Annotated in this window: 17 protein-coding genes; 6 read left to right on the forward strand and 11 right to left on the reverse strand. The window is 74.5% G+C overall.

Features of this window, described 5'->3' with window-relative positions; genetic code table 11:
* Positions 1 to 127: 127 nt before the first annotated feature.
* Complete coding sequence (gene add, locus SJY06_RS18535; RefSeq protein WP_380169010.1) at positions 128 to 1165, reverse strand: adenosine deaminase; 1038 nt, start codon at positions 1163 to 1165, stop codon at positions 128 to 130.
* Positions 1166 to 1230: 65 nt separating this feature from the next.
* Between add and SJY06_RS18540 the strand changes: the two genes are divergently transcribed.
* Both SJY06_RS18540 and SJY06_RS18545 read left to right on the forward strand, forming a co-directional pair.
* The gene (locus SJY06_RS18540; protein ID WP_380169011.1) at positions 1231 to 1791 is read left to right on the forward strand and encodes a MarR family winged helix-turn-helix transcriptional regulator; all 561 of its coding nucleotides are present in this window, start codon (positions 1231 to 1233) and stop codon (positions 1789 to 1791) included.
* Between the two features lie 198 nt (positions 1792 to 1989).
* Entirely contained in the window at positions 1990 to 2892 is a 903-nt protein-coding gene (locus tag SJY06_RS18545; protein WP_380169012.1) for a metallophosphoesterase family protein, read from the forward strand.
* Here the strand turns inward: SJY06_RS18545 and SJY06_RS18550 are convergent.
* A complete protein-coding gene (locus tag SJY06_RS18550) occupies positions 2882 to 4606 on the reverse strand; it encodes a SulP family inorganic anion transporter (RefSeq protein ID WP_380169013.1) in 1725 nt (574 codons plus the stop codon). The genes SJY06_RS18545 and SJY06_RS18550 overlap by 11 nt on opposite strands.
* Positions 4607 to 4663: 57 nt before the next feature.
* Positions 4664 to 5707, reverse strand: coding sequence for a zinc-binding dehydrogenase (locus SJY06_RS18555; protein ID WP_380169014.1), 1044 nt, complete (start codon positions 5705 to 5707; stop codon positions 4664 to 4666).
* A 111-nt stretch (positions 5708 to 5818) separates the two neighbouring features.
* Here SJY06_RS18555 and SJY06_RS18560 point away from each other — a divergent pair, with 111 nt between their 5' ends.
* The gene (locus tag SJY06_RS18560) at positions 5819 to 6436 is read left to right on the forward strand and encodes an L-threonylcarbamoyladenylate synthase (protein ID WP_380169015.1); all 618 of its coding nucleotides are present in this window, start codon (positions 5819 to 5821) and stop codon (positions 6434 to 6436) included.
* A 270-nt stretch (positions 6437 to 6706) separates the two neighbouring features.
* Positions 6707 to 10795, forward strand: coding sequence for an endo-1,4-beta-xylanase (locus SJY06_RS18565; RefSeq protein WP_380169016.1), 4089 nt, complete (start codon positions 6707 to 6709; stop codon positions 10793 to 10795).
* Between the two features lie 641 nt (positions 10796 to 11436).
* Here SJY06_RS18565 and SJY06_RS18570 read toward each other — a convergent pair.
* From SJY06_RS18570 to SJY06_RS18590, 5 genes are read right to left on the reverse strand one after another with little or no spacing between them, the layout of a single operon-like run.
* Positions 11437 to 13815 carry a glycoside hydrolase family 3 N-terminal domain-containing protein gene (locus SJY06_RS18570; protein ID WP_380169017.1) on the reverse strand — a complete coding sequence of 793 codons (2379 nt, stop codon included), beginning with the start codon at positions 13813 to 13815 and terminating at the stop codon, positions 11437 to 11439.
* Between the two features lie 58 nt (positions 13816 to 13873).
* Positions 13874 to 14248, reverse strand: a complete 375-nt coding sequence (locus SJY06_RS18575; RefSeq protein WP_380169018.1) for a carbohydrate ABC transporter permease — start codon at positions 14246 to 14248, stop codon at positions 13874 to 13876.
* 21 nt (positions 14249 to 14269) lie between these two features.
* A complete protein-coding gene (locus SJY06_RS18580; protein WP_380169019.1) occupies positions 14270 to 14758 on the reverse strand; it encodes a carbohydrate ABC transporter permease in 489 nt (162 codons plus the stop codon).
* Positions 14755 to 15819 carry a carbohydrate ABC transporter permease gene (locus SJY06_RS18585; RefSeq protein ID WP_380169020.1) on the reverse strand — a complete coding sequence of 355 codons (1065 nt, stop codon included), beginning with the start codon at positions 15817 to 15819 and terminating at the stop codon, positions 14755 to 14757. Before SJY06_RS18585 ends, SJY06_RS18580 begins: the two co-directional genes overlap by 4 nt.
* Positions 15816 to 17072, reverse strand: a complete 1257-nt coding sequence (locus SJY06_RS18590) for an ABC transporter substrate-binding protein (RefSeq protein WP_380169021.1) — start codon at positions 17070 to 17072, stop codon at positions 15816 to 15818. The genes SJY06_RS18585 and SJY06_RS18590 overlap by 4 nt, the downstream gene beginning before the upstream one ends.
* Positions 17073 to 17224: 152 nt before the next feature.
* On the opposite strand from SJY06_RS18590, the gene SJY06_RS18595 reads away from it, so the two are divergent.
* A complete protein-coding gene (locus SJY06_RS18595) occupies positions 17225 to 18256 on the forward strand; it encodes a LacI family DNA-binding transcriptional regulator (protein WP_380169022.1) in 1032 nt (343 codons plus the stop codon).
* 22 nt (positions 18257 to 18278) lie between these two features.
* Positions 18279 to 19649: an endo-1,4-beta-xylanase gene (locus SJY06_RS18600; RefSeq protein ID WP_380169023.1), complete on the forward strand. Its 1371-nt coding sequence runs from the start codon at positions 18279 to 18281 to the stop codon at positions 19647 to 19649.
* Here SJY06_RS18600 and SJY06_RS18605 read toward each other — a convergent pair.
* From SJY06_RS18605 to SJY06_RS18615, 3 genes are all read right to left on the reverse strand, one after another.
* A complete protein-coding gene (locus SJY06_RS18605) occupies positions 19547 to 21733 on the reverse strand; it encodes an EAL domain-containing protein (protein ID WP_380169024.1) in 2187 nt (728 codons plus the stop codon). The two genes, SJY06_RS18600 and SJY06_RS18605, sit on opposite strands and share 103 nt — an antisense overlap.
* Positions 21734 to 21784: 51 nt before the next feature.
* Complete coding sequence (locus SJY06_RS18610; RefSeq protein ID WP_380169025.1) at positions 21785 to 22738, reverse strand: intradiol ring-cleavage dioxygenase; 954 nt, start codon at positions 22736 to 22738, stop codon at positions 21785 to 21787.
* A 131-nt stretch (positions 22739 to 22869) separates the two neighbouring features.
* Positions 22870 to 24780: a methyl-accepting chemotaxis protein gene (locus tag SJY06_RS18615; RefSeq protein ID WP_380169026.1), complete on the reverse strand. Its 1911-nt coding sequence runs from the start codon at positions 24778 to 24780 to the stop codon at positions 22870 to 22872.
* Positions 24781 to 24923: the final 143 nt, after the last annotated feature.

The following is a 24923-nucleotide window of genomic DNA, read 5'->3' on the forward strand; positions in this document are numbered from 1 at the left end:
CCCGGTCGGTGACGTGCCGTCAGGTGCTGCTGCCGCCCCGCGGGGCCCGCTGTCCACCAGCAGAGAGTACGGCCGCCGGCTCACCGGGGGTCGCGCAGATCGCGGAGAGACCGCCGACCGGCCGGGCTCAGCCTTCAGCCCCGGCCGCGGCCCGGTCCAGGTCGGCGAGCGTCCGTGCGACCACGGCCGGCGGCGCGGACCCGGCGGTGGCAGCGGTGCGGGCGCACCCGAGCAGCTGCGAGCGCGTCAGCCCGAGCCGCTGCAGCGCGAGGAGGTACTCCGCGGTCAGGGTGGTGCCGAACATGGGCGGGTCGTCGCTGTTGACCGTCACGGCCACGCCGGCCTGCAGCAGGCGCAGCAGCGGGTGCTCGTCGTAGGAGCCGACGACGCGGGTGCGCAGGTTCGACGTCGGGCAGACCTCGAGCACGACGCCCCGCTCGGCGACCTCGGCCATGAGCGCCTCGTCCGCGGCGACGGCGATGCCGTGACCGATCCGCTCGGCCCCCAGGTCGTCCAGGGCGGCCCGGACCGAGTCGGGCCCGGTGACCTCGCCGGCGTGGGGCAGCGAGCGCAGCCCGGCCTCCCGCGCCCGCGCGAACGCCCGCGCGTACGGCCGGCGGTCGACCTCGGGCCCGCCGAGCCCGAACCCGACCACCGACGGCGGCGGCGCGCCGTCGCCCAGCCGGAGCACGACGTCGAGCGTCTCCTCCGAGGCCTCGGGGCCCAGGTGCCCGGAAACGTCGGTCACCCAGCGCACGACCGGACCGCCCGCCGCCTCGACCGCGGTCCGGGCCTGCTCCAGGCCGGCGAAGACCTCCTGCGCCGGGACGCCCCGGGCGGTGTGGAGCAGCGGGGAGAACGTGATCTCGGCGTAGCGGACGTCCTGCTCGGCCAGCCGCTCCAGCACGCCCTGGGTGAGCAGCCGGAAGTCCTCGCGGTCGCGCAGCGTGCGGACCACGCGCAGGTAGGTCGCGACGAAGTGGTCGAAGTCCGTGAACTCGTACATCTCGCGGACCCCGTCCAGGGTGCCGGGCAGACCGGTCTCGCCGTGGCGGCGCGCCAGCACCAGCAGCGTCTCCGGGGGCATGGAGCCCTCGAGGTGCACGTGCAGCTCGTGCTTGGGCAGGGCGGCGACGAAGGCCTCGTCGGACGGCAGGACGCTCACGCCGCGACGCTACTGCGGCGGGCACGCGCGACCAGCCGTGCGGCCGGCGCCGATAGCGTGCCCCCGTGCCCACGCCCCGCCCCACCCCCGAGCCCGACCCGCAGCCGGTCGAGCGGCTCGAGGCGGAGGTCGGGGTCCTGCTCCGGCGGGCGCGGACGTTCTCGGCCCAGATCGCCCGCGACGTGCACCCCGACATCGAGCCGGGCGCGTACAGCATCCTCGTGCGCCTGGCCGAGACCGGCGGGGAGCGGCTGACCGACGTGGCCGCCGCCTTCGGGGTGGGCAAGCCCACGGTGTCCCGGCAGGTCGCGGTGCTGGAGCGGCTGCAGCTGCTCAGCCGGTCCCCCGACCCCGTGGACGCGAGGGCCCAGCTGCTGCAGCTGACCGAGGAGGGCGCGGCCCGGTTGCACACCGCACGGTCGGCGCGGCGGCAACGGTTCCGCCGCCTGCTCGGGCGCTGGCCGGAGGACGACGTGACGGCCCTGGCCGACCTGCTGCACCGGTTCAACGGCCTCGGCACCGCCGACCCCGACGCCGCTGCCGACGACGACCCCGCTGCCGACGACGACCCCGCTGCCGACCTCCCCGACGCTGCCGACGACCCCGGGCCCGCCCCTCCGCACTGAGCCGCTCCACCAGCCTGGCCCCGGTCCCGCTGGCCGTCGTGGCCCTGGTCGCCATCGCCCTGCTGCCCGGGAAGCCGCTGGGCACGCGGTCCGGCATCGAGCAGCGCGCGCTCGAGGAGAAGGCGCCGGTGCCCGCCTGAGGGTGACGGGTCGGTCGCACCGCCTTCCCGCGGGACGGCCCGGGCCTACCGTGAGGACGTGAGCCGACGCCGGAGGGTCCTGACGGTCCTGACGGCGGGCCTGCTGCTCCTGACCGCGGCCTGCTCGGGGGCGCCCGACGGGACGGCCGCCTCCGCTGCGCCACCCCCGGAGGCGGCGGCGACGACCGGATCGACGGGCCCGCTCGACACGACGGCTGCGAGCACGCGGATCGCCGTCGCGGGTGACACCGGCACCGGGTCGCCGGACGAGCAGCGCACGGCCGACGCGATAGCGGCTGCCGGGCCCTTCGACGCCCTCGTCCTGCTCGGGGACCTGGTGTACCCCGAGGGCGACCCGGCCTCGGTCGACGACGTGGTGACCACCCCGTTCGCCACGACCCTCGCCGGCGGCGCCGTGCTCGTGCCCGTGCTCGGCAACCACGACCACGCCGGCGGCGAGGCCGAGGACATCATGTCCGCGCTGGGCCGGGACCGCGGCTGGTACGCCGAGCAGGTCGGGACGGTGCGCCTGGTCGTCCTGGACACCGAGCGGGTCGACGACCCGGAGCAGACCCGCTGGCTCGAGGAGACCCTGGCCGCCCCCGCCCCCGCCGGCAGCTGGACGGTCGTGGCCATGCACCGGCCCGCCTACTCCTCCGGCGAGCACGGGTCCGCGACCGACGTCCGCGAGGCCTGGGAGGACCTGTTCGTCACCCACGGCGTCGCGCTCGTGCTGGCGGGGCACGACCACGACTACGAGCGGTCCACCCCGCAGGGTGGCGTGGTGCACGTGGTCTCGGGCGCCGGTGCCAAGCTGCGGCCGGTGGGCGAGCAGGACTTCACCGCCGTGAGCGCGTCGGTGCTGCACCACCTGGAGCTCGACGTGACCACCGCGCGCCTCGACGGGCGCGCCGTCGACGACACGGGTGGCCTCGTGGACGAGTTCGTCCTCACCCGCTGAGCGTGGGCCCCGCGGTGGCCGGTGAGGTGCCGCCGTCGTCGCGGTGCCGCTCCCGTGCGACGTGCTTGCGGGCGTGGGCGACGGCCGCGGGCAGGTCGGCGAACACGTGGCCGCGGGCCAGCACCGGGCCGAGCGTCCCGACCGCCGTGAGCAGCCGGGTGTGCTCGGCGCTGGCGCCCTTGAGCAGAACGGTGACCCCCCGGCCGGCCAGCTGCTCGACGACCTCGCCGAGGGCGCGGGCGCCGGTGGCGTCGAGCACGCCGACCGCGCCGAGACGCAGGATGACCACGCGGACGTCGCTGATGCTCGTCAGCTCGGCCAGGAACCGGGAGGACGCGGCGAAGAACAGCGGCCCGTCCAGCCGGTAGGTGAGCACGTGGTCGGACAGCAACCGGTGCTCCTCCTGCGTGCCGAGCCCGTCGTCGGCCAGCGGCTCGGGCACGGCCCGGGCGCTGCGGGACAGGTGGACCAGGGCCAGCAGGGCCGCCAGACCGAGACCGAGCACCACGGCCAGGACCAGGTCGAGGGCCACGGTCGCCACGGCGGTCACGACGAGCACCGCGGCGTCCCCGCGGGTGGAGCGCAGCACCGACACGGTGCTGCGCCGCTCGACCATCCGGTACGCGGTGACGACCAGCACGCCGGCCAGCGCGACCAGCGGGATCCGTCCGACCAGGCCCGCGCCGGCGTAGACGACCACCGCCAGGACCGCCGCGTGGGTCAGGGCCGCCAGCCGCGTGCTCGCCCCCGCGCGGGCGTTGACCGCCGTCCGCGCGATGGCCCCGGTCGCGGGCAGCCCGCCGGCGAACCCCGAGGCGATGTTGGCCAGCCCCTGGCCGAACAGCTCGCGGTCGGGGTCGTGCGGCGGGCGGTCCGACATGCCGTCGGCGACCTTCGCGGACAGCAGCGACTCCAGCCCGGCCAGGAACGCCACCACCAGCGCGGGCAGGACCAGGTCCGGCAGACCGGTCAGGTCCGGCACCGACGGCAACGGCAGGGACGAGGGCAGCGCGCCGATCCGGGCCACCTGCGGGACGACCAGCTCGGCGAGCAGCGTCACCACGACCACGGCAACCAGGCTCGCGGGCACGGCCCGGTGCAGCCGGGGCAGCAGGGCCGTCAGCAGCAGCGTGACGGCCAGCAGGCCCAGCACCTCCCACTGCGGGTCGGCCGCGGCGGCCCGGAGCGCGAGCGCCGCGCCCCAGGCGGCGTTGTCCGTCCCCGGTGCGGGCACGCCCAGGGCGGCGGGCACCTGCTGCGCAACGATGACGACGGCGATGCCGAGGGTGAACCCTTCGATGAGCGGCCACGGCACGAAGGCCAGCAGCCGGCCCAGCCGCAGCAGCGCCGCGACGACGACGAACAGCCCCGCCATGACCGCCACCGGGTAGACGACGTCGGGGCCGCGGCTGGCGACCAGCGGGACCAGCACGACGGTCATCGCCCCGGTCGGCCCGGAGACCTGCAGGTGCGAACCGCCGAAGACCGCCGCCACGGCCCCGGCGACCACGGCGGTGACCAGACCGGGGGCCGCACCGACGCCCGTCGCCACCCCGAAGGCCAGGGCCAGCGGCAGCGCCACCACCCCGACCGTCAGCCCCGCCGCCAGGTCCCGCGGCCAGGAGCGGCCGACGCCGCGGTAGTCGGCCGGGCCCGGCAGCAGGGCCAGCACCGGGGCGAGGAGCGGGACCAGCACGTCCCGCGGCGGTCTCACCCGGCCACCGCGGGACCGTGGCGGTGGCCGGCGCCCGCCACCTGCTCGTCCCTGTGGTCAGGAACGGGTCAGCACCACCTTGAGCGCGCCGGTGTCCGCGGCCCGCGAGAACACGTCGTACGCCTCCTCGAACTCGCTCATCGCGAACCGGTGCGTGATGAACCGGCGCGCGTCCAGCTGCCGGGTGGCGACCAGCTGCAGCAGGGTCGGGGTCGCGTAGGTGTCGACCAGACCCGTGGTGATGGTGAGGTTGCGGATCCAGATGTCCTCCAGGTGCAGCGTGGCCGGGGCACCGTGCACGCCGATGTTGGCGACCGTCCCGCCCGCGCGGACCAGCGCGACCGCGGACTCGAACGTCCCCGGCAGACCCACGGCCTCCATCGTCACGTCGGCGCCCAGACCGCCGGTCAGGCCGCGGACGACCTCGAGCACGTCCTCGGTCGTCGGGTCCACGGTGACGTCGGCGCCGAACACCTTGGCCGCCTCGCGCCGGCTGGCGGCCGGGTCGACCGCGACGACGTGGGCGGGGCTGTACAGCTTGGCGCCCATGACGGCCGCGAGCCCCACCGGACCGGCGCCGACCACGACGACGACGTCACCGGGGCGCACCCGGCCGTTGAGCACACCGACCTCGTAGCCGGTGGGCAGGATGTCGGCCAGCATCAGCACCTCCTCGTCCGCGACCCCGTCCGGGACGAGGTGGGTGGACGTGTCGGCGAACGGCACGCGGACCAGCTCGGCCTGGGTGCCGTCGATCAGGTGGCCCAGGACCCAGCCGCCACCGCCCAGGCACTGCCCGTAGGCGGCCTCGCGGCAGTACCGGCAGGCGCTGCACGCGCTGATGCACGACACCAGGACGCGGTCGCCGACCTTGCGGTTCTTGACCCCCGCGCCGACCTGCTCGACGGTGCCGACGGCCTCGTGGCCCAGCACCCGGCCGTCGGTGACCGCGGGCACGTCGCCCTTGAGGATGTGCAGGTCGGTGCCGCAGATGGTGACGGCGTCGACGCGGACGACCGCGTCGGTGTCGGCCTGCAGGACGGGGTCGGGCACCTCGTCCCAGGACTTGCGGCCGGGGCCGTGGAAGACGATCGCACGCATGACGCTCTCCGCTCTCCGCTGGTCCGAGGACCTCCCGGGCCGGTTCGAACGTATGCCTGCGGGTGCATCCCGGGGCGGGACCTAGGTCCGGGCCTCGTCCTACGCTGAGCCATGGCCAGGTATGTCGACGTCCACCCGCAGGACCCGCAGCCGCGCAGCGTCGCCCAGGTGGCGGCGATGCTGCGCGACGACGCGCTGATCGCCTACCCCACCGACTCCGGGTACGCCCTCGGCTGCCACCTGGACAGCCGCACCGGCCCGGACCGGATCCGCCGCATCCGCGCCCTGGACGACAAGCACCACTTCACGCTGGTGTGCGCGGACTTCGCCCAGCTGGGCCAGCTGGTGCAGCTGGACAACTCGGCGTTCCGCGCCGTCAAGGCGGTCACGCCGGGGCCGTACACGTTCATCCTCCCGGCCACCAAGGAGGTGCCGCGGCGCCTGGCCCACCCGCGCAAGAAGACGGTCGGCGTCCGCATCCCCGACCACCCGTTCGTCTCCGCACTGCTGCGCGAGCTCGGCGAGCCGCTGCTGTCCAGCACCCTGCTGCTGCCGGGCGAGGAGGTCCTGACGGACGGCTGGAGCATCAAGGAGCGGCTCGACGCCGTCGTCGAGGCCGTGGTGGACGCCGGGGAGTCCGTCACCGAGCCCACGACGGTGGTCGACTTCTCGTCCGGGGCGCCCGAGGTGGTCCGGGTGGGCTCCGGCGACCCGTCGCGCTTCGAGTAGGCGGTTCGCGCAGCGCAGCAGCCCGGCTCGTACCGACCAGCGACGCCCGGCCCGCCCAGGGCACCGGTCCGCCGCCGAGACCGCCTGCCGTGTCGCTCGTCGGTACGGCCCGGACCCGTCGAACGCCCGTCGAAACGCTTACTACCGGCGGTTTGGACAACGTTTTCGATAACGTTCTACACAAACGGCGGTATCGCAGGTAGAAAGGGCTCGGGCGGCCGCGTCGACGCGGCCGGCACCCACCCACATCCATCGCGAAGGGGCGATCAGATGCCACGGAACCACCCACGCCGTGCGCCGTGGGGGGCGGGCCTGCTGGCCCTCCTCCTGGCCGGCGGAGCAGCCTCGGCGCTGCCCGCGGCCGCGGCCGAGGACGACACCAGCACCGCCGACCCGGTGGTGGTGGTGAGCACCGACTTCTCCGACGACAGCTTCGCGCCCTGGACCGCCAGCGGCGGTCCCGGCCTGCAGGTCGTCGAGGTCGACGGCAACAAGGCGCTGCGCGTCAGCAACCGGGCCAACGACTACGACGGCATCCAGACCCCCACGGGGCTGCTGCAGCCCGGGGCCGAGCACACGTTCTCGATGCGGGCCCGGCTGGCCCCCGGCACGACCGGCTCGGCCGGGGTGCGCTTCGTCGTCACACCCACCTACACCTGGGTCGGCAACACGACGATGACCGCCGACGCCTGGACCACCGTCACCGGCACCTTCACCCCGCCCGCGGGCAGCGACCCCGCGACCATGGGCGTCTACCTGGGCACCGGTGCGCTCACCGGCCCCTACGACTACCTGGTGGACGACATCGTGATCACGCGCGCGGGCGAGGGCGACGGCCCCTGGGAGCCCACCCCCGACCCCGACTTCGTGCCCGGCGGCGCGGTCGACCCGGTCCAGGCGCAGGTCAGCACCGCGCGCGGCACCGGTGACGTCGCGGCCCTGACCGTGGACGACGGCCCCAACCCCGGCGAGACCGACGACCTGCTCGACCTGCTGGCCGAGCGCGACGTCACCGCGACCTTCTGCGTCATCGGCCAGAACGTCACCGCCCCCGGTGGCGCCGAGCTGCTGCGCCGGATCGTGGCCGAGGGCCACACCGTGTGCAACCACGGCACCACCTACACCGACATGGGCGCGTTCAGCCAGGCCCAGGTCGAGAGCGACCTCAAGGCCAACCTGGCCATCATCCGCGAGGCGGCCGGCGACCCCGAGCTGCCCGTGCCGTACTTCCGCGCCCCCAACGGCAGCTGGGGCGTGACCGCCGAGGTGGCCGTCGCCCTGGGCATGCAGCCGCTGGGCCTGGGCAACGTCATCTTCGACTGGGACGGCAACGACCTGTCCGAGGCGACCCTGACCGCCAACCTGCGTACCGCGTTCACCCCCGGCGCCGTCGTCCTCGTGCACGACGGCGGCGGCGACCGCAGCAACACCGTCAAGGCCGTCCGGACGGTGCTCGACGAGCGCCTGGCCGCCGGCTGGCAGCTCACCCTCCCCCGCGGTGGCGCCGAGCCGACACCGCCGCCGCCCGCGGGCGGGGTCGTGCTCGAGACCGGCTTCGAGGACGGCCTCGACGGCTGGGGCCCCCGCGCCGACGGTGACGGCCCGCCCACCGTGGCGGTCACCGACGCCGTCGCGCAGTCCGGCACCTACTCCGCGCTGGTGAGCAACCGCACCTCGCAGGGCGACGGCATCGGCCGCGACGTCAGCGACCTGCTGCGCACCGGCACGTCGTACACGATCAGCGCCTGGGTCCGGCTCGGCGCCGGCGCTCCCCCGGCCGACGTCTGGCTGTCCATGCAGCGCACCACCGGCAGCACCCAGTCCTTCGACACCATCGGGCAGTTCACCGGTATCCGCTCCGACGGCTGGACCCAGGTCACCGCGACCTACCAGGCGCCGGCCTCGGACGCGAAGTTCCTCTACTTCGAGACGGCCTACCCCTCGGGCAGCTCCGCCGACCTGCTCGTGGACGACATCGTCATCACGGCCCAGGTCGCCCCCGAGATCCAGGACCTGACGCCGGTCAAGGACACCGTGGACTTCCCGCTCGGGGTCGCGATCGACTCCCGCGAGACCACGGGTGCGGCGTCGGAGCTGCTCCAGCGCCACTTCAACCAGGTCTCGGCCGAGAACGCCATGAAGCCCGAGGGCTGGTACGACGCGGACCGGAACTTCCGGATCAGCGCCGAGGCGACGACGCTCATGGACTACGCCGTCGCCAACGACCTGGACATGTACGGCCACGTCCTGGTGTGGCACAGCCAGACCCCCGCGTGGTTCTTCCAGAACGCCGACGGCACCCCGCTGGGCACCAGCGAGGCCGACAAGCAGGTGCTGCGCGACCGGATGCGCACGCACATCTTCGACGTCGCCGAGGCGCTCAGCACCGGCGGCGGCTACGGCGAGTTCGGCAGCGACACCAACCCGGTGACCGCGTTCGACGTCGTCAACGAGGTCGTCTCCGACGGCCGCGCCGAGGCCGACGGCCTGCGACGCAGCGAGTGGTACCGCGTGCTGGGCGAGGAGTTCATCGACCTGTCGTTCCGCTACGCCGACGAGGCGTTCAACGGTGAGTTCGCCGCCGAGGGCAGCGACCGTCCGGTCACGCTGTTCATCAACGACTACAACACCGAGCAGGCCGGCAAGCAGGGCCGATACCGCGCCCTGGTCGAGCGGCTGCTCGCCCGCGACGTGCCTATCGACGGCGTGGGGCACCAGTTCCACGTCAGCCTGGCCATGCCCGTGGCCAACCTGGAGGCGGCCCTGGCCCGCTTCGCGGACCTGCCGCTGCTGCAGGCGGTCACCGAGCTCGACGTCACCACCGGCACCCCGGTCACGGAGGCGCTGCTCGTCGAGCAGGGCTACTACTACCGCGACGCCTTCCGGGCCTTCCGCGCCTACAGCGAGGACCTGTTCAGCGTCACGGTCTGGGGCCTGACCGACAACCGGAGCTGGCGCGCCGCCAACGGCGACCCGCTGCTGTTCGACTCCGGGCTGCAGGCCAAGCCGGCCTACTTCGGCGCCGTGGACGGCGACCTGCCCGCGCGGCAGCGCTCGGCGTTCGTGTTCCGCGGCGACGTCCCCGTCGCCGCGGGCGCGACCGACGCGCTGGCGTGGTCGCAGCTGCCCCTGAACGACGTCGACGGGGTCGCGGCCTTCCAGCTGCGCTGGGAGAGCGACCACCTGACCGCCTACGTCGAGGTCGAGGACCCCGACGTCGAGGCCGGCGACTCGGTCGAGCTCGTCGTCGGCGAGCAGAGCTGGACCGTCGCTCGCGACGGCTCCGGTGACGCCGACGCCGTGGTGACGCAGACCGACGGGGGCTGGTCGGCCGTCGTGCGGCTGCCGGTCGCCGGGCTGGCCGAGGGCGACCAGGTGCAGTTCGACCTGCGCGCCACCGACGGCGAGGAGACGGTCGGCTGGAACCTGGCCGGTGCGCTCGGCACCCTCACCCTCGTCGAGCCGCTGTCGTACACCGAGGTGCCGGAGACGGCGGTGACCCCGGAGATCGACGGCGAGGTCGACGCCGCCTGGGCGGCCGCGGACGTCATCACGACGGACAAGCAGATCGAGGGCACCGGCGGCGCCACCGCCGAGGTCCGCACGCTGTGGCAGGGCACCACGCTGTACGTGCTCGCGGAGGTCGCCGACCCGGTGCTCGACGCGTCGGGCTCCGACCCGTGGATCCAGGACTCCGTCGAGATCTTCCTGGACGCCGGCAACGTGCGCAGCGGGCCCTACCGCTACGACGACACGCAGATCCGGATCAGCTACGAGAACGCGGTGTCGTTCGGCACCGGGGACGAGGCCTTCCAGGTCAACCGGCTGCGCAGCGAGACCTCGGTCGTCGACGGCGGGTACGTGGTCGAGGCGGCCATCAGCCTGCTCGACTCCTCCGGCGTCGGCACGTTCCACGGCTTCGACGTGCAGGTGAACGACGCCAGCAACGGGGCCCGCACGTCGATCCGCTCGTGGGCGGACCCGACCGGCCAGGGCTACCAGACCACCAGCCGGTGGGGGGTCGCCCAGCTCGTCGGGACGGCCTTCGAGCCCGACCCGGTCGTCACCGCCGCCCGGACCGTCCGGGCGGGCGCGCCGATGGCCGTGGAGCTGACGGGCTACCTGCCCGGCAGCACGGTGACGGTGCAGCTGCAGGGACGCCGTGACGTCGTGGTCGTGACCACCGACGTCACGGTCGGGGCCGACGGGACGGCCTCGGTCGACCTGGCGCTGCCCCGGACCGCCGACCGCGGTCGGCACACGGTGGTCGCGACGGCCGGTGAGGTGACCGCCTCGACCGACGTCGTGGTCGCCGGCCCGACGGTGCCGATCCGGGTGCCCGGGGGTGCTCGGGGCTGACGCACCAGCTCCACGCACCACGCAGCGCCCCCGGTGGTCCGGACCACCGGGGGCGCTGTCGTGCGTGGGACCGGCACGGACCGGCACGGACCGGCACGCCGTCGCCGGACCGGCACGCCGTCGCCGGACCGGCAGGCCGTCGCCGGACCGGCAGGCCGTCGCCGGACCGGCAGGCCGTCGCCGGACCGGCAGGCCGTGGCCGGGCGCCCCGCCCGCCGGGGAAGAGCACAACCGATGGGGGTATGCCGGGTGTACCCCCATCAGCAAGGCATTCGCTTTCAATCGACCGGAGTGCGTCCAGCGGCTCCGTCCCGGTCACGACACGGGACACGGGACACGGGACACGGGACACGGGACACGGGACACGGGACACGGGACACGGGACACGGGACACGGGACACGGGACACGGGACACGGGACGGCGGGCGCACCACCGGCCGCGCCACTCCACCGGCCGCGCCACCCCACCGGCCGCGCCACTCCGCCGGCCGCGTCAACGCGCCGGCCGGGTTGCTCCACCGGCCTCATCGCCCCGCCGTGGCGGCGTCAGGTCGCGTGCATGTGGTGCAGCTGTGGGCCGGGTCCCCTGGTCCGGGCAGGCGATCGGACCGAACCCCGGCCCACAGCTGGTTCAGGTGCGCTCAGGCGCGCGTGACCTCGGTCCGCGACACGCGCGGGCACTCGAGGGTGAGCCGGTGCACGCCACCGACGAGCGTGACCCGGGTCTCGGCGGCCCGGGTCTCGCAGGTGCCGACCCACAGCTCGACGTCGCCCGGCTCCACGACCCGCGTCATCGACCGGTCGCTGAGCCCCAGCCGCGCGGTGGGCACCGTCAGGCGCACCGAGACCTGCTCCCGCGCGGCCAGCTCGACCCGCGCGAAGGCGAGCAGCTGCGCCACGGGACGGGTGACCGAGCCCACGACGTCGTGGCCGTACAGCTGCACGACCTCGACCCCGTCGCGGTCGCCGGTGTTGCGCAGCCGGACGTCGACGACGACCTCGCCGTCGGTGCGCGCGGGCCCGCCGACCAGCTCCAGGGCGTCGTAGACGAACGTCGAGTAGCTCAGGCCGTGACCGAAGGGCAGCGCCGGCGCGGTGGGCAGGTTGCTCACCGACGAGGCCCCGCCGAGGCGGGCGTGCAGGTAGGAGTACGGCTGCGAGCCGCCGGAGCGGGGCAGGCTGACGGGCAGGCGGCCCGAGGGGTTGACCCGCCCGGACAGCACGCCGACGACGGCGGCCGCGCCCTCCTCGCCCGGGAAGAAGGCCTGCACGACGGCGGCGCAGCGCTGCAGCGCCCAGTCGACCGCGTAGGGGCGACCGGTCAGCAGCACCAGCACCACCGGGGTGCCGGTGGCCAGCACCGCCTCGACGAGCTCGCGCTGCACGCCGGGCAGCTCGAGGTCGTCGCGGTCGCAGCCCTCACCCACGGTGCCCCGGCCGAACAGCCCGGCCTGGTCGCCGACGACGACCACGGCCACGTCGGCCCCGGTCGCCGCGGCCACGGCGTCGGCGATGCCGCTGCGGTCGTCGTCGTCGACCGCGCAGCCCCGGGCCGCGCGGACGTCGGCGCCGGGCCACTCGGCGCGCACGGCGTCCAGCACCGTCGGTGCCGACAGCCCCAGCGGCACCGACGGGTGGTGCTCGAGCACGTGGTTGGCGAAGGAGTAGCAGCCGAACAGCGCCTCGGAACGGGCCGAGTTGGGGCCGACGACCGCGACCTTCGACGGCACGGCCAGGGGCAGCGTCCCGTCGTTGGCCAGCAGCACCACGGACTCCTCGGCCAGGCGGGCGGCCAGCGCCCGGTGCGCCGCGGGGTCGAGGTCGACGTCGGCGTCCAGGTCGCCCGCCTCGGTCGGCTCGGCGAAGTCGGCGTCGAGCAGCCCGAGCTCCTCCTTCTGGCGCAGCACCCGCAGGACGGCGGTGTCGACGAGCCCGACGGGGACCTCACCCGCCTCGACGGCGCGCTGCAGCGGCTCCAGGTAGGCGTTGCCGGTCGGCAGCTCGACGTCGACACCGGCGTGCAGGGCCTGCCCGGCGGCCTGGCCGAGGTCCCCGGCCACGCCGTGCAGGCTCTGCAGGAACGCGACGCCGAAGTAGTCGGCGACCAGCGTGCCCTCGAACCCCCACCGCTCACGCAGCAGCTCGGTCAGCAGGCGGCGGTCGGAGACGACCGGCACGCCGTCGACGTCGGTGTAGGAGTGCATCACCGAGCGCGCGCCGCCGTCGAGGACGGCCATCTCGAACGGCAGCAGCAGCACGTCGGCCAGCTCGCGGGGGCCGGCGTGAACGGGGGCCAGGTTGCGGCCCGCCCGGGAGGCGGAGTAGCCGACGAAGTGCTTGAGGGTCGCCACCACGCCCTGGCTCTGCACGCCGCGGACGTAGGCGGTGCCGACCGTCCCGACCAGGTAGGGGTCCTCGCCGATGCACTCCTCGACCCGGCCCCAGCGCGCGTCGCGGACCACGTCGAGCACCGGGGCCAGGCCCTGGTGCACGCCGAGGGCGGTCAGGGACTCCCCGATGGCGGCGCCCATCTCCTCGACGAGCTCCGGGTCGAAGCTGGCCCCCCACGACAGCGGCGCCGGGAACGTGGTCGCGCGCCAGGCAGCGAGGCCCGTCAGGCACTCCTCGTGCGCGATGGCGGGGATCCCGAGCCGGGTCTGGGTGCGCAGGAAGCGCTGCAGCTCACGCAGCCGTCGGCGCCCGGCGGCGGGCTCGATCGGGTTGGTGCCGAACACGCGGGTCAGGTGCCCCAGACCGTTCGCGGCGAACGTCTCGAAGTCGGGGGCCTCGTCCAGCATGGCGTCCTGCAGCGGGGCGACGACCTCGCCCTCGTCCCCGGCACCGACCCACAGCCCGACGATCTGGGCCAGCTTCTCGGGCAGCGTCATCTGCCCCAGCAGGTCCACCACCCGGTCGGAGAAGCCCGTCATGTCGTGACCGGGGTCGAGGGCGGGTCCGCCGTCGCCGACGTGCGCGACCAGTGCGTCGGCGCCGCTCAGGCCCGCGTGCAGGTCCGTCATGGTGGTGCTCCTTCGTTCAGGGACGGCCCGAGGGTGCGGGCCGTCAGGGAAGCAGGGCTCAGCCCTTGACCGCGCCCGCGAGCCCGCCGACGATCCAGCGCTGGGCCAGCAGGAAGAACACGAGCGCCGGGATCATGGCGAGCGAGGCGAAGGCGAGGATCGCCGCGGTGTCCGAGGTGTACTGGGTCGAGAAGTTGGCCGTGCCCAGAGGCAGCGTGTAGTTGTCCGGGCTGCCCAGGATCAGCAGCGGCAGCAGGTAGGCGTTCCACGAGTTGACGAAGGCGAGCACGCCGACGGTCACCAGGCCCGGACCGGACAGCGGCAGCACGATGCGCCGGAAGAAGCCCAGCCGGCTGCAGCCGTCGATCATCGCGGCGTCCTCGAGCTCCTGGGGCAGGGCCCGCAGGAACGGTCGCAGGATGACGACGGTCACGGGCAGCGCGAACGCGGCCTGCTACAGCGCGACCCCCAGCGGGTTGTCGATCAGCTGGAGGCTGCGGACCAGGATGAACAGCGGCAGGATCGCCACCGTCAGCGGGAAGAGCAGGCCGATGGTGAAGAACGTGTAGACGCCCTCACGGCCACGGAACCGGTAGCGGGCCAGGGCGTAGGCGGCCATCACCCCGAAGACGACGACGATGGCGGTCGTCAGGCCGGCGACGAGCGCCGAGTTGAGCACCTGCCGCCAGAACCCGCTGCTGGTCAGCACCAGCTCGTACTTCTCGAAGACCCAGGGGTCGGGCAGCGCCACGGGGGCCGAGGCGATCTGGCCGTTGTCGCGGAAGCCGTTGAGCACCGCGTAGATCACGGGGCCGACCGAAGCCACGGCCACGATGCCGGCGATCACGTAGGTCAGGACGGTGTTGAGGCTCGCCCGGCGACGGCGTCGCGGCGGGGCCTCGGGGGCGGGGACGCCCGTCGGGCGGTCCAGGGTGGTGGTCATCGGACGGCCTTCCGCTTCTTCGGGGCTGAGTCCTCGGTGTTGTCGCGGCTCAGCACGAACCGCTGGTACAGCAGGGCCACGGCGAGGGAGATGACGAACAGGATCACGGCGGCGGCCGTGCCGTAGCCCAGCCGGCCCCGGTCGAAGCCCTGCTGGATCAGGTAGGTCGCCATCGTCTGCGTCGCGTTGCCCGGACCGCCTCCGGTCAGGATCCACACCATGTCGAACAGCTGCAGCGCACCGATCATCGACAGGAACGCCCAGATCCGGATGGTCGGGCCGAGCAGCGGGATCGTGACGTTGCGCTGGATCTGCCACCAGCTCGCGCCGTCGAGCGCCGCCGCCTCGTTGAGCTCCTGGGGCACGCCCTGGAGCCCGGCCAGGAAGAGGATGATCGCGAAGCCGACGTACTTCCAGGTCAGCACCACGAACAGCGTGTACAGCGCGATGTCCTGGTCGCCCAGCCACACCTGACGGGCCCAGTCGAGACCCGCCCCGGCCAGCAGGGAGTCGACGACCCCTCGCGGCTGGAGCATGAGCAGCCAGATCACACCGGCGATGACCTCGGCCAGCACGTACGGGACGAAGATCAGCGTCCGCAGGACCGTGCGACCGCGCAGCGGGCGGTTAAGCAGCAGCGCGATGCCGAGACCGAGCGGCAGCTGCACCGCCAGCGACAGCACGACGATGATGAAGTTGTTGAGGATGGCGCCACGGAAGACGCCGTCGCCCAGGGCCTGCTGGTAGTTGCCGATGCCGATGAAGTCGTCCACCGGACCCAGCCCGTTCCAGTCGAACAGGCTGTAGTAGACGGCCTGTGCCATCGGGACCAGGGCGAACAGGACGAACAGCGCCACCGCGGGCAGCACCAGGACGAGGATCTCCAGGCGCTTGCGCCACTCGTTGCTCAGCGCGGGGCGCCCGTCCCGTCCCGGGCCGGCCGGCCGCGCGGAGGCGCGGCCGGCCGGGTCCCGGGTCAGGACGGAAGAGGATGCAGCAGGCCCCGGGTCGTCGGAGCGTTGCCGCTGCCCGCCCGCTCCGGGGCCTGCTGCGGCGCTCACTGGGTCCCGGCCGCTGTCGTCATCGCGTCGACGATCCCCTGGGCGTCGGACTGCCCGGCGAAGACCAGGGAGACCTCGTCGTTCAGGGCGCCGCCGACGTTGGGGCCGTAGGTGACGTCGAGGTACAGCTGGACGTACCCGGCCTCGTCACGAGCCGCGAGCAGCGTCTGCATGTTGGGGTCCTCGACCGCCGAGGTCGCCGCGGGCAGCGTGGGCAGGCCCGCGCCGGTGGCCCCGAAGGCGCTCTGGTTCTCCTCGTTGACGATGAACGCGAGGAAGTCCGCGCACACGTCGGGCGCGCCGGCGGCGCAGGAGAAGCCGTCACCGCCACCCATCGCGGACTCGTTGCCCTCGCCGCCCTCGACCTGCGGGAACGGGAACCAGCCGAGGTCCTCGCCGAGGCCCTCGCCGTCCGTGGTCAGGTCGGCCATGACGGCCGGGTTCCAGTGGCCCATGAGCTCCATGCCGGCCAGCCCGTTGGCCAGCAGGCCCGCGGAGCTGGTGGCACCCTGCTGCGCCGGCGTGGCGAGGAATCCCTCGTTGAACGGCTCGGCCGCGACCAGCTCCTCGACGAGCTCACCGGCCTCGATGAAGCACGGGTCGGAGAAGTCGAGCTCCAGCTGCGCGGTCTCCAGCGTCTCCGGGGAGCAGGTGCGGGTGGCCGTGTAGTAGTAGTACCAACCGGCCGGCCAGGCGTCGCCCGCGCCCACGGCGATGGGGTCCACGTCGTTGGCCTTGAGGGCGTCGACGGCGGCGAACAGGTCGTCCATCGTCTCGGGGGCCTCGGTGATGCCGGCCTCCTCGAAGAGGGCGGTGTTGTACCAGAAGCCACCCACGCCGAGGCTGTAGGGGATGCCGTACGTGGCGCCCTCGCTCTGCCAGCCGCCGATCGAGCCGCCGAGGGAGTCGATGGCCTCGGGGATGCGGTCGGACAGGTCCATCAGGGCCCCGGCCTCGACCTGGTCGGCCAGCTCGCCGCCACCCCACTGGGGCAGCACGTCGGGCGGGTCGTTGGACTGCAGGGCGACCTGCAGGCGGGTGCGCAGGTCCTCGTTCTGGATGGGCTCGACCTCGATGGTCACGCCCTCGTTCTCGGCCTCGAAGGCGTCGGCGACGCCCTGCCAGTAGCTGAGCAGCGGATCGTTGTTGCCGTTGTGCCACCAGGTGAGGGTGACGTCGCCGCCGGCCTCACAGCCTGCGCTCGCGTCGTCGGTGCCATCGGCCCCGCCGCCGCAAGCCGCCAGGAGGGCCACGCTCGCACCCAGCGCGACGGCTGAGCGAATTCGGTTGATCGACATTGATGTTCCTCGTCTTCGTCGACGGATCGGGACGGCGCGAGCGTCGCACGGCAGAAATCTCGTGTCAATCGTTATCGATAACGTTTTACACACGGTACGTTCGCCCGGTGAACCGGACCCATGGCGCAGCGCCGCGCACGGACCTGCAGCGCGTCACCATCACCGACGTGGCCGAGGCCGCCGGCGTGTCCGTCGCCACGGTGTCCAAGGTGATCAACAGCCGCTACGGGGTGGCGGCCGCGACGTCGCAGCGGGTCCAGCAGGTCATCGACGAGCTGGGCTACGAGTCCAGCCTGGTCGCCCGCAGCCTGCGCAGCCACCGGACCAACGTCATCGGCATCCTGGTGGCGGAGTTCGAGCCGTTCAGCACCGAGATCCTCAAGGGCACCTCGCGAGCCATCGCCGGCACGGGCTACGAGCTGCTGGCCTACTCCGGTGGCGGCCGGGCGGGCGCGCCGGCCGGCTGGGAGCGCCGCTACCTGTCGCGCCTCAGCGGCACCCTGATCGACGGCGCGATCCTGGTCACGCCCACCGTGGTCGACACCGGTGGCCGGGTACCCGTGGTCGCCATCGACCCCCACGCCGGCCCCGCCCACATGCCGACGGTCGACTCCGACAACGAGCACGGCGCGCAGCTGGCGACCGAGCACCTGCTGCGCCTGGGGCACCGGCGGATCGGGTTCCTGGGCGGGCGGGCCGACCTGGAGTCCTCCCGGCTGCGCGAGGCCGGCTACCGGCGCGCACTCGCCGCCGCGGGCCTCGAGGCGGACCCCACGCTGCTGCGGGTGGCCGACTACCAGCAGGAGGGGGCGGCCCGCCCCGCGCGCGAGCTGCTCAGCCTGCCCGACCGCCCGACCGCGATCTTCGCCGCCAACGACCTGTCGGCCATCGGCACGCTCGACGTGGCCCAGGAGCTGGGCCTGTCGGTGCCGGACGACCTGTCGGTGGTCGGCTTCGACAACGTCCCCGAGTCGGCCCTGACCACCCCGTCGCTCACCACCGTGGCCCAGCCCATGCAGCAGCTGGGCTCGGAGGCCGTGACGCTGCTCATCCAGCTGATGTCCGACACCGAGCCCGGCAGCACCCACGTGCGCCTGCCCGTCCGGCTGGTCGAGCGGGGCTCCACCCGCGCCCGCTGACCGACCACCCCGAGAGGACCTCGTGCCCGCCGACACCGCCCGCCCCCACACCCCCGACCGCAGCCACGGCACCGACGCCAGGGCCGTCCCCACCGCCGCCGCGCCGGTCGTCCACGACCCGGCCCTCGCCCACCGCACCGGTGAGGCCGTCGTGCGGCTCCGCGACGCCGAAGGCCGGCCGCTGGCCCGCACCGAGGTCGTCGTCGAGCAGACCCGGCACGCCTTCGCGTTCGGCAACATCGGCTTCGACCTGGTGCCGCTGGCCAACGGCGAGGCCGGCGCCGCGCCGGGCAACGCGTTCGGCGGGGCCAGCGGGTCGCTGGAGCAGCTCGCGGACCTGTGGTTCGAGCTCTACAACACCGCGACCCTGCCGTTCTACTGGGCCGGCTTCGAGCCCACCCGGGGCGCCCCCGACACCGACCGGCTGCTGGCCGCGGCCCGCTGGTTCACCGAGCGCGGGGCGACCGTCAAGGGCCACCCGCTGATGTGGCACACGCTGGCCCCGGACTGGCTGCGCGAGCTGCCGACCGACGAGGTCGAGGCGCTGCAGCGGGAGCGCATCACGCGCGAGGTGAGCGGGTTCGCCGGGGTGATCGACACCTGGGACGCGATCAACGAGGTCGTGATCATGCCGGTCTTCGACAACGAGGAGCAGCAGAACGCCATCACCCGGCTGTGCCTGCAGCGGGGTCGGATCGCCACCATCCGCCTCGCCTTCGAGCAGGCCCGCGCGGCCAACCCCGCGGCGACCCTGCTGCTCAACGACTTCGACCTGTCGACGGCGTACGAGTGCCTCGTCGAGGGCGTCCTCGCGGCCGGCATCCAGGTCGACGCGCTGGGCCTGCAGAGCCACATGCACCAGGGCTACTGGGGTGAGGAGCGCACCCTGGCCACCGTGGACCGGTTCGCGCGGTTCGGGCTGCCCATCCACCTGACGGAGACGACGCTGCTGTCCGGCGACCTGATGCCGCCGGAGATCGACGACCTCAACGACTACCAGCCGGAGCACTGGCCCGGGACCCCCGACGGCGAGCAGCGGCAGGCCGAGGAGATGGTCCGGCACTACCGCGCGCTCGTCGGCCACCCGGCGGTCGAGGCGGTCACGTACTGGGGCCTGACCGACGACGGCGCCTGGCTGGGCGCCCCGGTGGGCCTGGTCCGGCCCGACGGCACGCCCAAGCCGTCGTTCCACGCCCTCAAGGACCTGCTCAAGCGGGAGTGGTGGGTGGCGCCGACGACCCTGCGCAGCGACGACGAGGGCCGGGTCCGCGTCCGGGGGATGCTCGGGGACTACCGGGTGAGCAGCGGCGGCGTGGCCACGGCGTTCTCGCTCGAGAGCCCGGGGGCGGTGACGGTCGAGCTGGACCACCCGTCCGCCGGCCGCCCAAGGTGATACCCCTGGGCCAGGTGCACGCCGCAGCCGCGCAGCGCGGCCAGGTCCTCGGCCGTCTCGACGCCCTCCGCGCAGACCCGGGCGCCCACGGCCGCTGACAGCCCGACCACCAGCTCGACGAGCCGGAGCCGACGGGGGTCGGTGGCGCAGCCGCTGACGACGTCGCGGTCGACCTTGACGATGTCGGGCAGGACGGCCAGCAGCCGCCCCAGGTCACCGGTGCCGGCGCCCAGGTCGTCCACGGCCACCACGGCCCCGCGGGCCCGCAGGCCCCCGGCGGCGTCGGCCACGACCTCGTGGTCCTCGACGCGGCCCGGGTCCCGCTCCTCGACGAGCTCGACGACGACCCCGGTCAGGTCGTGGGGCAGCCGCGCCCAGAACCGCGGCGAGGCCAGGGCGGCGGGGCTGACGTTGACGAACAGCAACGACCCGACCGGCCGGCCGGGCACCGCCGTGGCCAGGGCCACCAGGTGCGCCTCCAGCAGGTCGCCGACGCCGTCCTCGTGGGCCTGGGCGAACACCCGCGGGACGTCGGAGTCGTGGTCGAACCGGGCGAGCGCCTCGTGGCCCATGACGTGGCCGTCGGCGGTGTCGACCACCGGCTGCAGGACGACCCGGGCGGTCAGCGCCCACAGCGGCAGCCCGTCGCGGACCTCGTCGGCGTCGGCCACCACCACCCGGTCGCGACCGCGGCGCTTGGCCTCGTACAGCGCGCCGTCGGCGGCGCCGATGGCCCGGTCCGGGTCGGCCTGCGGGTCCCACACGGCCACACCGGCCGAGAAGGACTGGCCCCCGGGCGTGACCTCCCGCAGCCGACGCAGCACCGGCAGGGCCGAGACGCCGTCCAGGCCGGGCAGCAGCACGGCGAACTCCTCGCCGCCGTAGCGGGCGACCATCGCGCCCGAGCCGTCCAGCACCTCGGTCCACGCGCTGGCCGCCTCGCGCAGGAGCCGGTCACCGGCCTGGTGGCCGTGCCGGTCGTTGTAGCGCTTGAACCGGTCGAGGTCGAGCAGCGCGACCGTCAGGGGGGTGCCGTCCAGGCGGGCGGCGGCGCAGGCGCGGGACAGCTCGTGGTCCCAGGTGCGTCGGTTAGGCACACCGGTCAGCCCGTCCACCCGGGCCAGCGCGGCCAGCTGCACCGCCTGCACCTGGACCTGCTCGAGCAGGCCGGCCATGCGCAGCAGCACGAGCAGCGACATCAGGGCAGAGCCGATCGCCAGGCTCAGCCACGGCACGCGACCACCGGCCCAGCCGTGCACGGCCAGCGTGAGCGCGGGCAGGGTGGAGGCCGCGGCCAGCACCAGCAGGCGCCGCCGGGTGGCCACCACCGGCTCGTGGTGCGGCGGGGCCTCCGACGCCGGGCCCACGGAGCGGGTGAGCACGGCCAGGGCCAGCAGCACGTAGCCCAGCAGCCAGCCGACGTCGAGCCAGCGGCTCTCGACGCCCGCGCCGAGGTTGACCACCGCGACGTTCCAGGCCACGTCGACCACGAGCGTGACCACCAGCGAGGCGACCAGCAGCCGGTACGCGGCGGTCCGGGCCCCGGGGGTGGCGAGCAGGCGGGCCAGCACGGCCAGCAGGAACAGGTCGAGCACCGGGTAGGCCGTGGTGACGAACCGCCCCAGGACGCCGACGTCGCTGGCGGTGGCGGCGGGGGCGATGACGAAGGAGAACGCCGGCACGCCCACGCCGACGGCGACGATGGCGGCGTCCAGCACGGCGGTCCGGTCACGTCCCTGGCGACGGGTGCGGACCATGGCCAGGGTCCCCACCGCCAGCGCGACGTAGCCCACGAGGTAGACGACGTCGGACCACGCCGGCCAGACCTGCAGGCCGAGGACCTCGTTCTCGATCATCCAGACCACGTCACCGGCGACCCAGGCCGAGTAGCCCAGCAGCAGCCACCGCCACCCCCAGGGCCGGACCGGCGCGGCGACCGCGAGCCCTACCCAGGCCACGGCCACGGTGGCGACCGACACGACCGTGTACAGGTCGACCGGGCCGACGGCCACGGCGCCGAGCACGGCGTAGGCCGTCAGCCCGGCCAGCAGCAGGGCGGCGACGGCCGACGCGGGACGAGACACGTCCAAGTCATCGGCGTCGGCGGGGCGCCCGACGAGCGGGCGGCCCGGTGCTCACCCGTTCGGCAGTGCCCCGGGCGGGCCCCCGGGGCCGCCGGCTCCGCCCCCACCGGTGGCCGGCACCGTGGTCGGGTCCACCGGCACGACGAGGGTGACGGCGTAGCCGCCCGCCACGTCACCGGTCACCGTGCCCAGCTGGCTCGCCCCGCCGTCGTCGCCGAACACGTTGTCCGACTCCAGGCTCACCTGGGCCCGGGTGGCCACCGAGGACTCGTAGCCCGGCTCGGCGTACACGGCGTCGCACACGTCGGCGGGCAGGGCCAGCTGGGACGTCGCGACGGCGTCGGCGGAGTCGGCCGTCGACGCCAGGTCGGGGTAGACCTCGAAGTGGACGTGCGGCCAGCGGCCGGTGTAGCAGGCGGGGAAGACGCTGGTGAAGGTGACCGAGCCGTCGACGTCAGCCACCTGCACCCCGCGCAGGTAGTTCTCCGACTCCACGCCCTCGGAGTACATCGAGTAGCGGCCCTCGCGGTCGCAGTGCCACAGGTACACCGCGGCGCCCACGAACGGCGCGTGGCCGTCCGTCATGTCCTGCAGGGCCAAGGTGATGGTCAGGGGCACGCCGTCGGCCACCCCGGTGGGCCCGCCGAAGCTCGCCCGGATGTCGTCGCGGACGATGCCGCTCTCCTCCAGCACGTCGGGGCCGTTGGAGCCGTCGGCCGGGTAGGGGCCGGCGGTCTCGTCGGGGATCTCGGCGAGCCCGGCGGCGGTGGTGGCCCCGGTCGCGGGGGACGTCGACGACGGGGCGCTGGACGCCCCGGCGCTCGACCCGCACCCGGCGAGCGCGAGCGCCCCACCGCTGAGGCCCAGGGCCAGCAGCATCTGCCGCCTGCCCATGAGGGTGGTGACGTCGAAGGGCAGGCCCTGGTCGACGACCTCCTCGTCGGGCTTGGCGAGGGGACGGCCCTCGTAGCTGGGGTGGTCGCGGTCGTGGGGGGCGACGGGCACGGCGGGCTCCTGGGGTCGGCGGACTCTGGTTCGCCGACGCTAGGAACCGACGCTGTGCCGCCGCTGTGCCGCCCCTGTGCCGTGGCGGTGGAGCGGGTGCGTGGGGTGGGTGCGGTCGCCGTGCCTCCGGCTCAGAGCCGGAAGTGCGCCACCGACTGCCGCAGCGCGACCGACACGGCCTCCAGCTCGACGGCCGAGGACCGCGCCGAGTCCGCCGCGGCCCGTGAGGCCGCCGCGGTCTCGGCCGCCTCGCCGATGGCGCGGGCGACCCGGCCGGTGCCCACGGCGACCCCGGCGACGCTCTCGGCCATCTGCGCCGTGGTGGCGCTCTGCTGCTCGACGGCAGCGGCGATCAGGGCCTGGCTGTCGTCGACCTGCCGGACCATGCCGACCAGGGCGGCCACGGCCGCGCCGACCTGCTCGGCGTGGGCCCGCACGGCGCCGACGTGGGTGGTGGCGGACTCGGTCGCCTCGGACGTCTGCCCGGCCAGCTCCTTGACCTCGTTGGCCACCACGGCGAAGCCCCGGCCGGCCTCGGCGGCACGAGCGGCCTCGATGGTGGCGTTCAGGGCCAGCAGGCGGGTCTGGGCCGCGATGGAGGCGATGGCCGTCACCACGCCGTCGATGTCGCCCGCCGTGTCGCCCAGCCGACCGGTGATCTCCTCGGTCCGGCGCACGTCGACCATGCCGGCCGTGGTCACCTCGGCCGCCCGGGCCGTGCCCAGGGCGATCTCGGCCACGGCGGCGCGCATCTCCTCCACGCCGGCCGCCAGCAGCTGCACCTGCGCGTCCACCTCGGCCGCGTCCTCGGCGCTGACGGCGCTGCCGGCGCTGGCCCGGGCCGCCTGCTGCGCCAGCTGCTCGGACACCGCACCCAGGTTCTCGGCCGTGCCGGCCAGGGTCGTCGAGCGGTTGCCCAGGTCCAGCACGGTCTCCCGGAGCGAGGCCACCAGGGTGCGCAGCGCGTCGGCCATGGTGCCCACCTCGTCGCGGGTGCGGGTCAGCGGCGGCCGCGACAGGTCGCCGGCCCCGACGGCGGCGAGGCTGCCCACCATGTCGTCCAGGCCGCGCCGCACCCCGGCGGTGAAGCCGGCCACCAGGTAGGCGGCCAGCGCGAGCGCCAGCACGGCCACCGCGACCACGACCACCAGCTGCGTGCGCAGCGCCTCGACCCGGGTGCCCAGCAGGGCGTCCAGCTCGTCGGTGGCGGTCGCGGCCAGCTCGGCCAGGGCGGGTGCGGCGACCGACACGTCGACCGGGGCCTGCTCCCCCGCCGGGGCCAGGGTGGCCGACACCGTGTCCACCAGCGGGACGAGCGCCGGCTCCAGCCGGTCGGACGCCGTCTGCTCGTAGCTGGTCCCCAGGCCGTCGACCAGCCCGGCCGCCGTACCGGTGACCGTGCCGCGGGCCACCGCGACGTCGACCTGCGCGGCCACCTCGTCCGCGGCCGCGGCCCCGGCCACCGCCTGCTCGGCCACGCCCAGGTCGGCCAGGGACAGCAGCAGCCCGGGGACCTTGATGACGACGGTGTCCATGACGTAGAAGGAGTCCAGGTCGGGGTCGAGGATCAGGTTGGACCCGTTGCCCACGGCGACCACCAGCGCCGACAGCGACTGCAGGGCCGCGGCCCGCTCGGCGTCGGCGGCGTCCGCGGCCAGGGCGGCGGTCACGGCCGTGTCGGCCGCCTCGAACGCCGGCCCCGTCCCGAGCTGCCCGCCCAGCTCGACCTCGGCCTGCGCCACCTCGGCCCAGGCCTGCGTCAGGTCGGCCCGCAGCGGGGAGTCCTCGGCGGGGGCGTCGTCGGCCGCGACCTCGGCGACCCGCAGCTCGGCCAGCACGGCCATGGCCGCCAGCGCGGGGCGGGCGTAGGCGACGCCCACCCGCTCCTTGGCGCTGAAGCCGACCTGGGAGGACTGCTGGTCCACGAAGCCCCAGCCGGCCACCAGCAGCGGCACGAGCATGACGGCCACGAGCACCATCGTCTTGCGGGCGTAGGTGAGCCGTCCCATGAGGTGCTCGGCCGGCCGGGTCAGTACGGACATTTGAGGTCTCCTTCTCTCCGCGAGAAGTGTCACCCCCCGTAGTACAACCGTGAACTACCAGTTGGTCGGGTTCACCCGAGCGGCCCTGGCCCCAGACCGCGGGTCTGACGTCACCGCAGGGGGCAGCGGGTCGGGCCGCCGGG

Source organism: Jannaschia sp. R86511 (genome assembly GCF_042466345.1).
In the GTDB taxonomy this organism is placed as follows: domain Bacteria; phylum Actinomycetota; class Actinomycetes; order Actinomycetales; family JBBAYJ01; genus Aquipuribacter.

What these genes read in the sequence shown, in the direction of transcription:
- SJY06_RS18555 (WP_380169014.1), bottom strand. Translation starts at nt 5,707, where the DNA reads ATGCGTGCGATCGTCTTCCACGGCCCCGGCCGCAAGTCCTGGGACGAG.
- SJY06_RS18560 (WP_380169015.1), top strand. Translation starts at nt 5,819, where the DNA reads ATGGCCAGGTATGTCGACGTCCACCCGCAGGACCCGCAGCCGCGCAGC.
- SJY06_RS18565 (WP_380169016.1), top strand. Translation starts at nt 6,707, where the DNA reads ATGCCACGGAACCACCCACGCCGTGCGCCGTGGGGGGCGGGCCTGCTG.
- SJY06_RS18570 (WP_380169017.1), bottom strand. Translation starts at nt 13,815, where the DNA reads ATGACGGACCTGCACGCGGGCCTGAGCGGCGCCGACGCACTGGTCGCG.
- SJY06_RS18580 (WP_380169019.1), bottom strand. Translation starts at nt 14,758, where the DNA reads ATGACCACCACCCTGGACCGCCCGACGGGCGTCCCCGCCCCCGAGGCC.
- SJY06_RS18615 (WP_380169026.1), bottom strand. Translation starts at nt 24,780, where the DNA reads ATGTCCGTACTGACCCGGCCGGCCGAGCACCTCATGGGACGGCTCACC.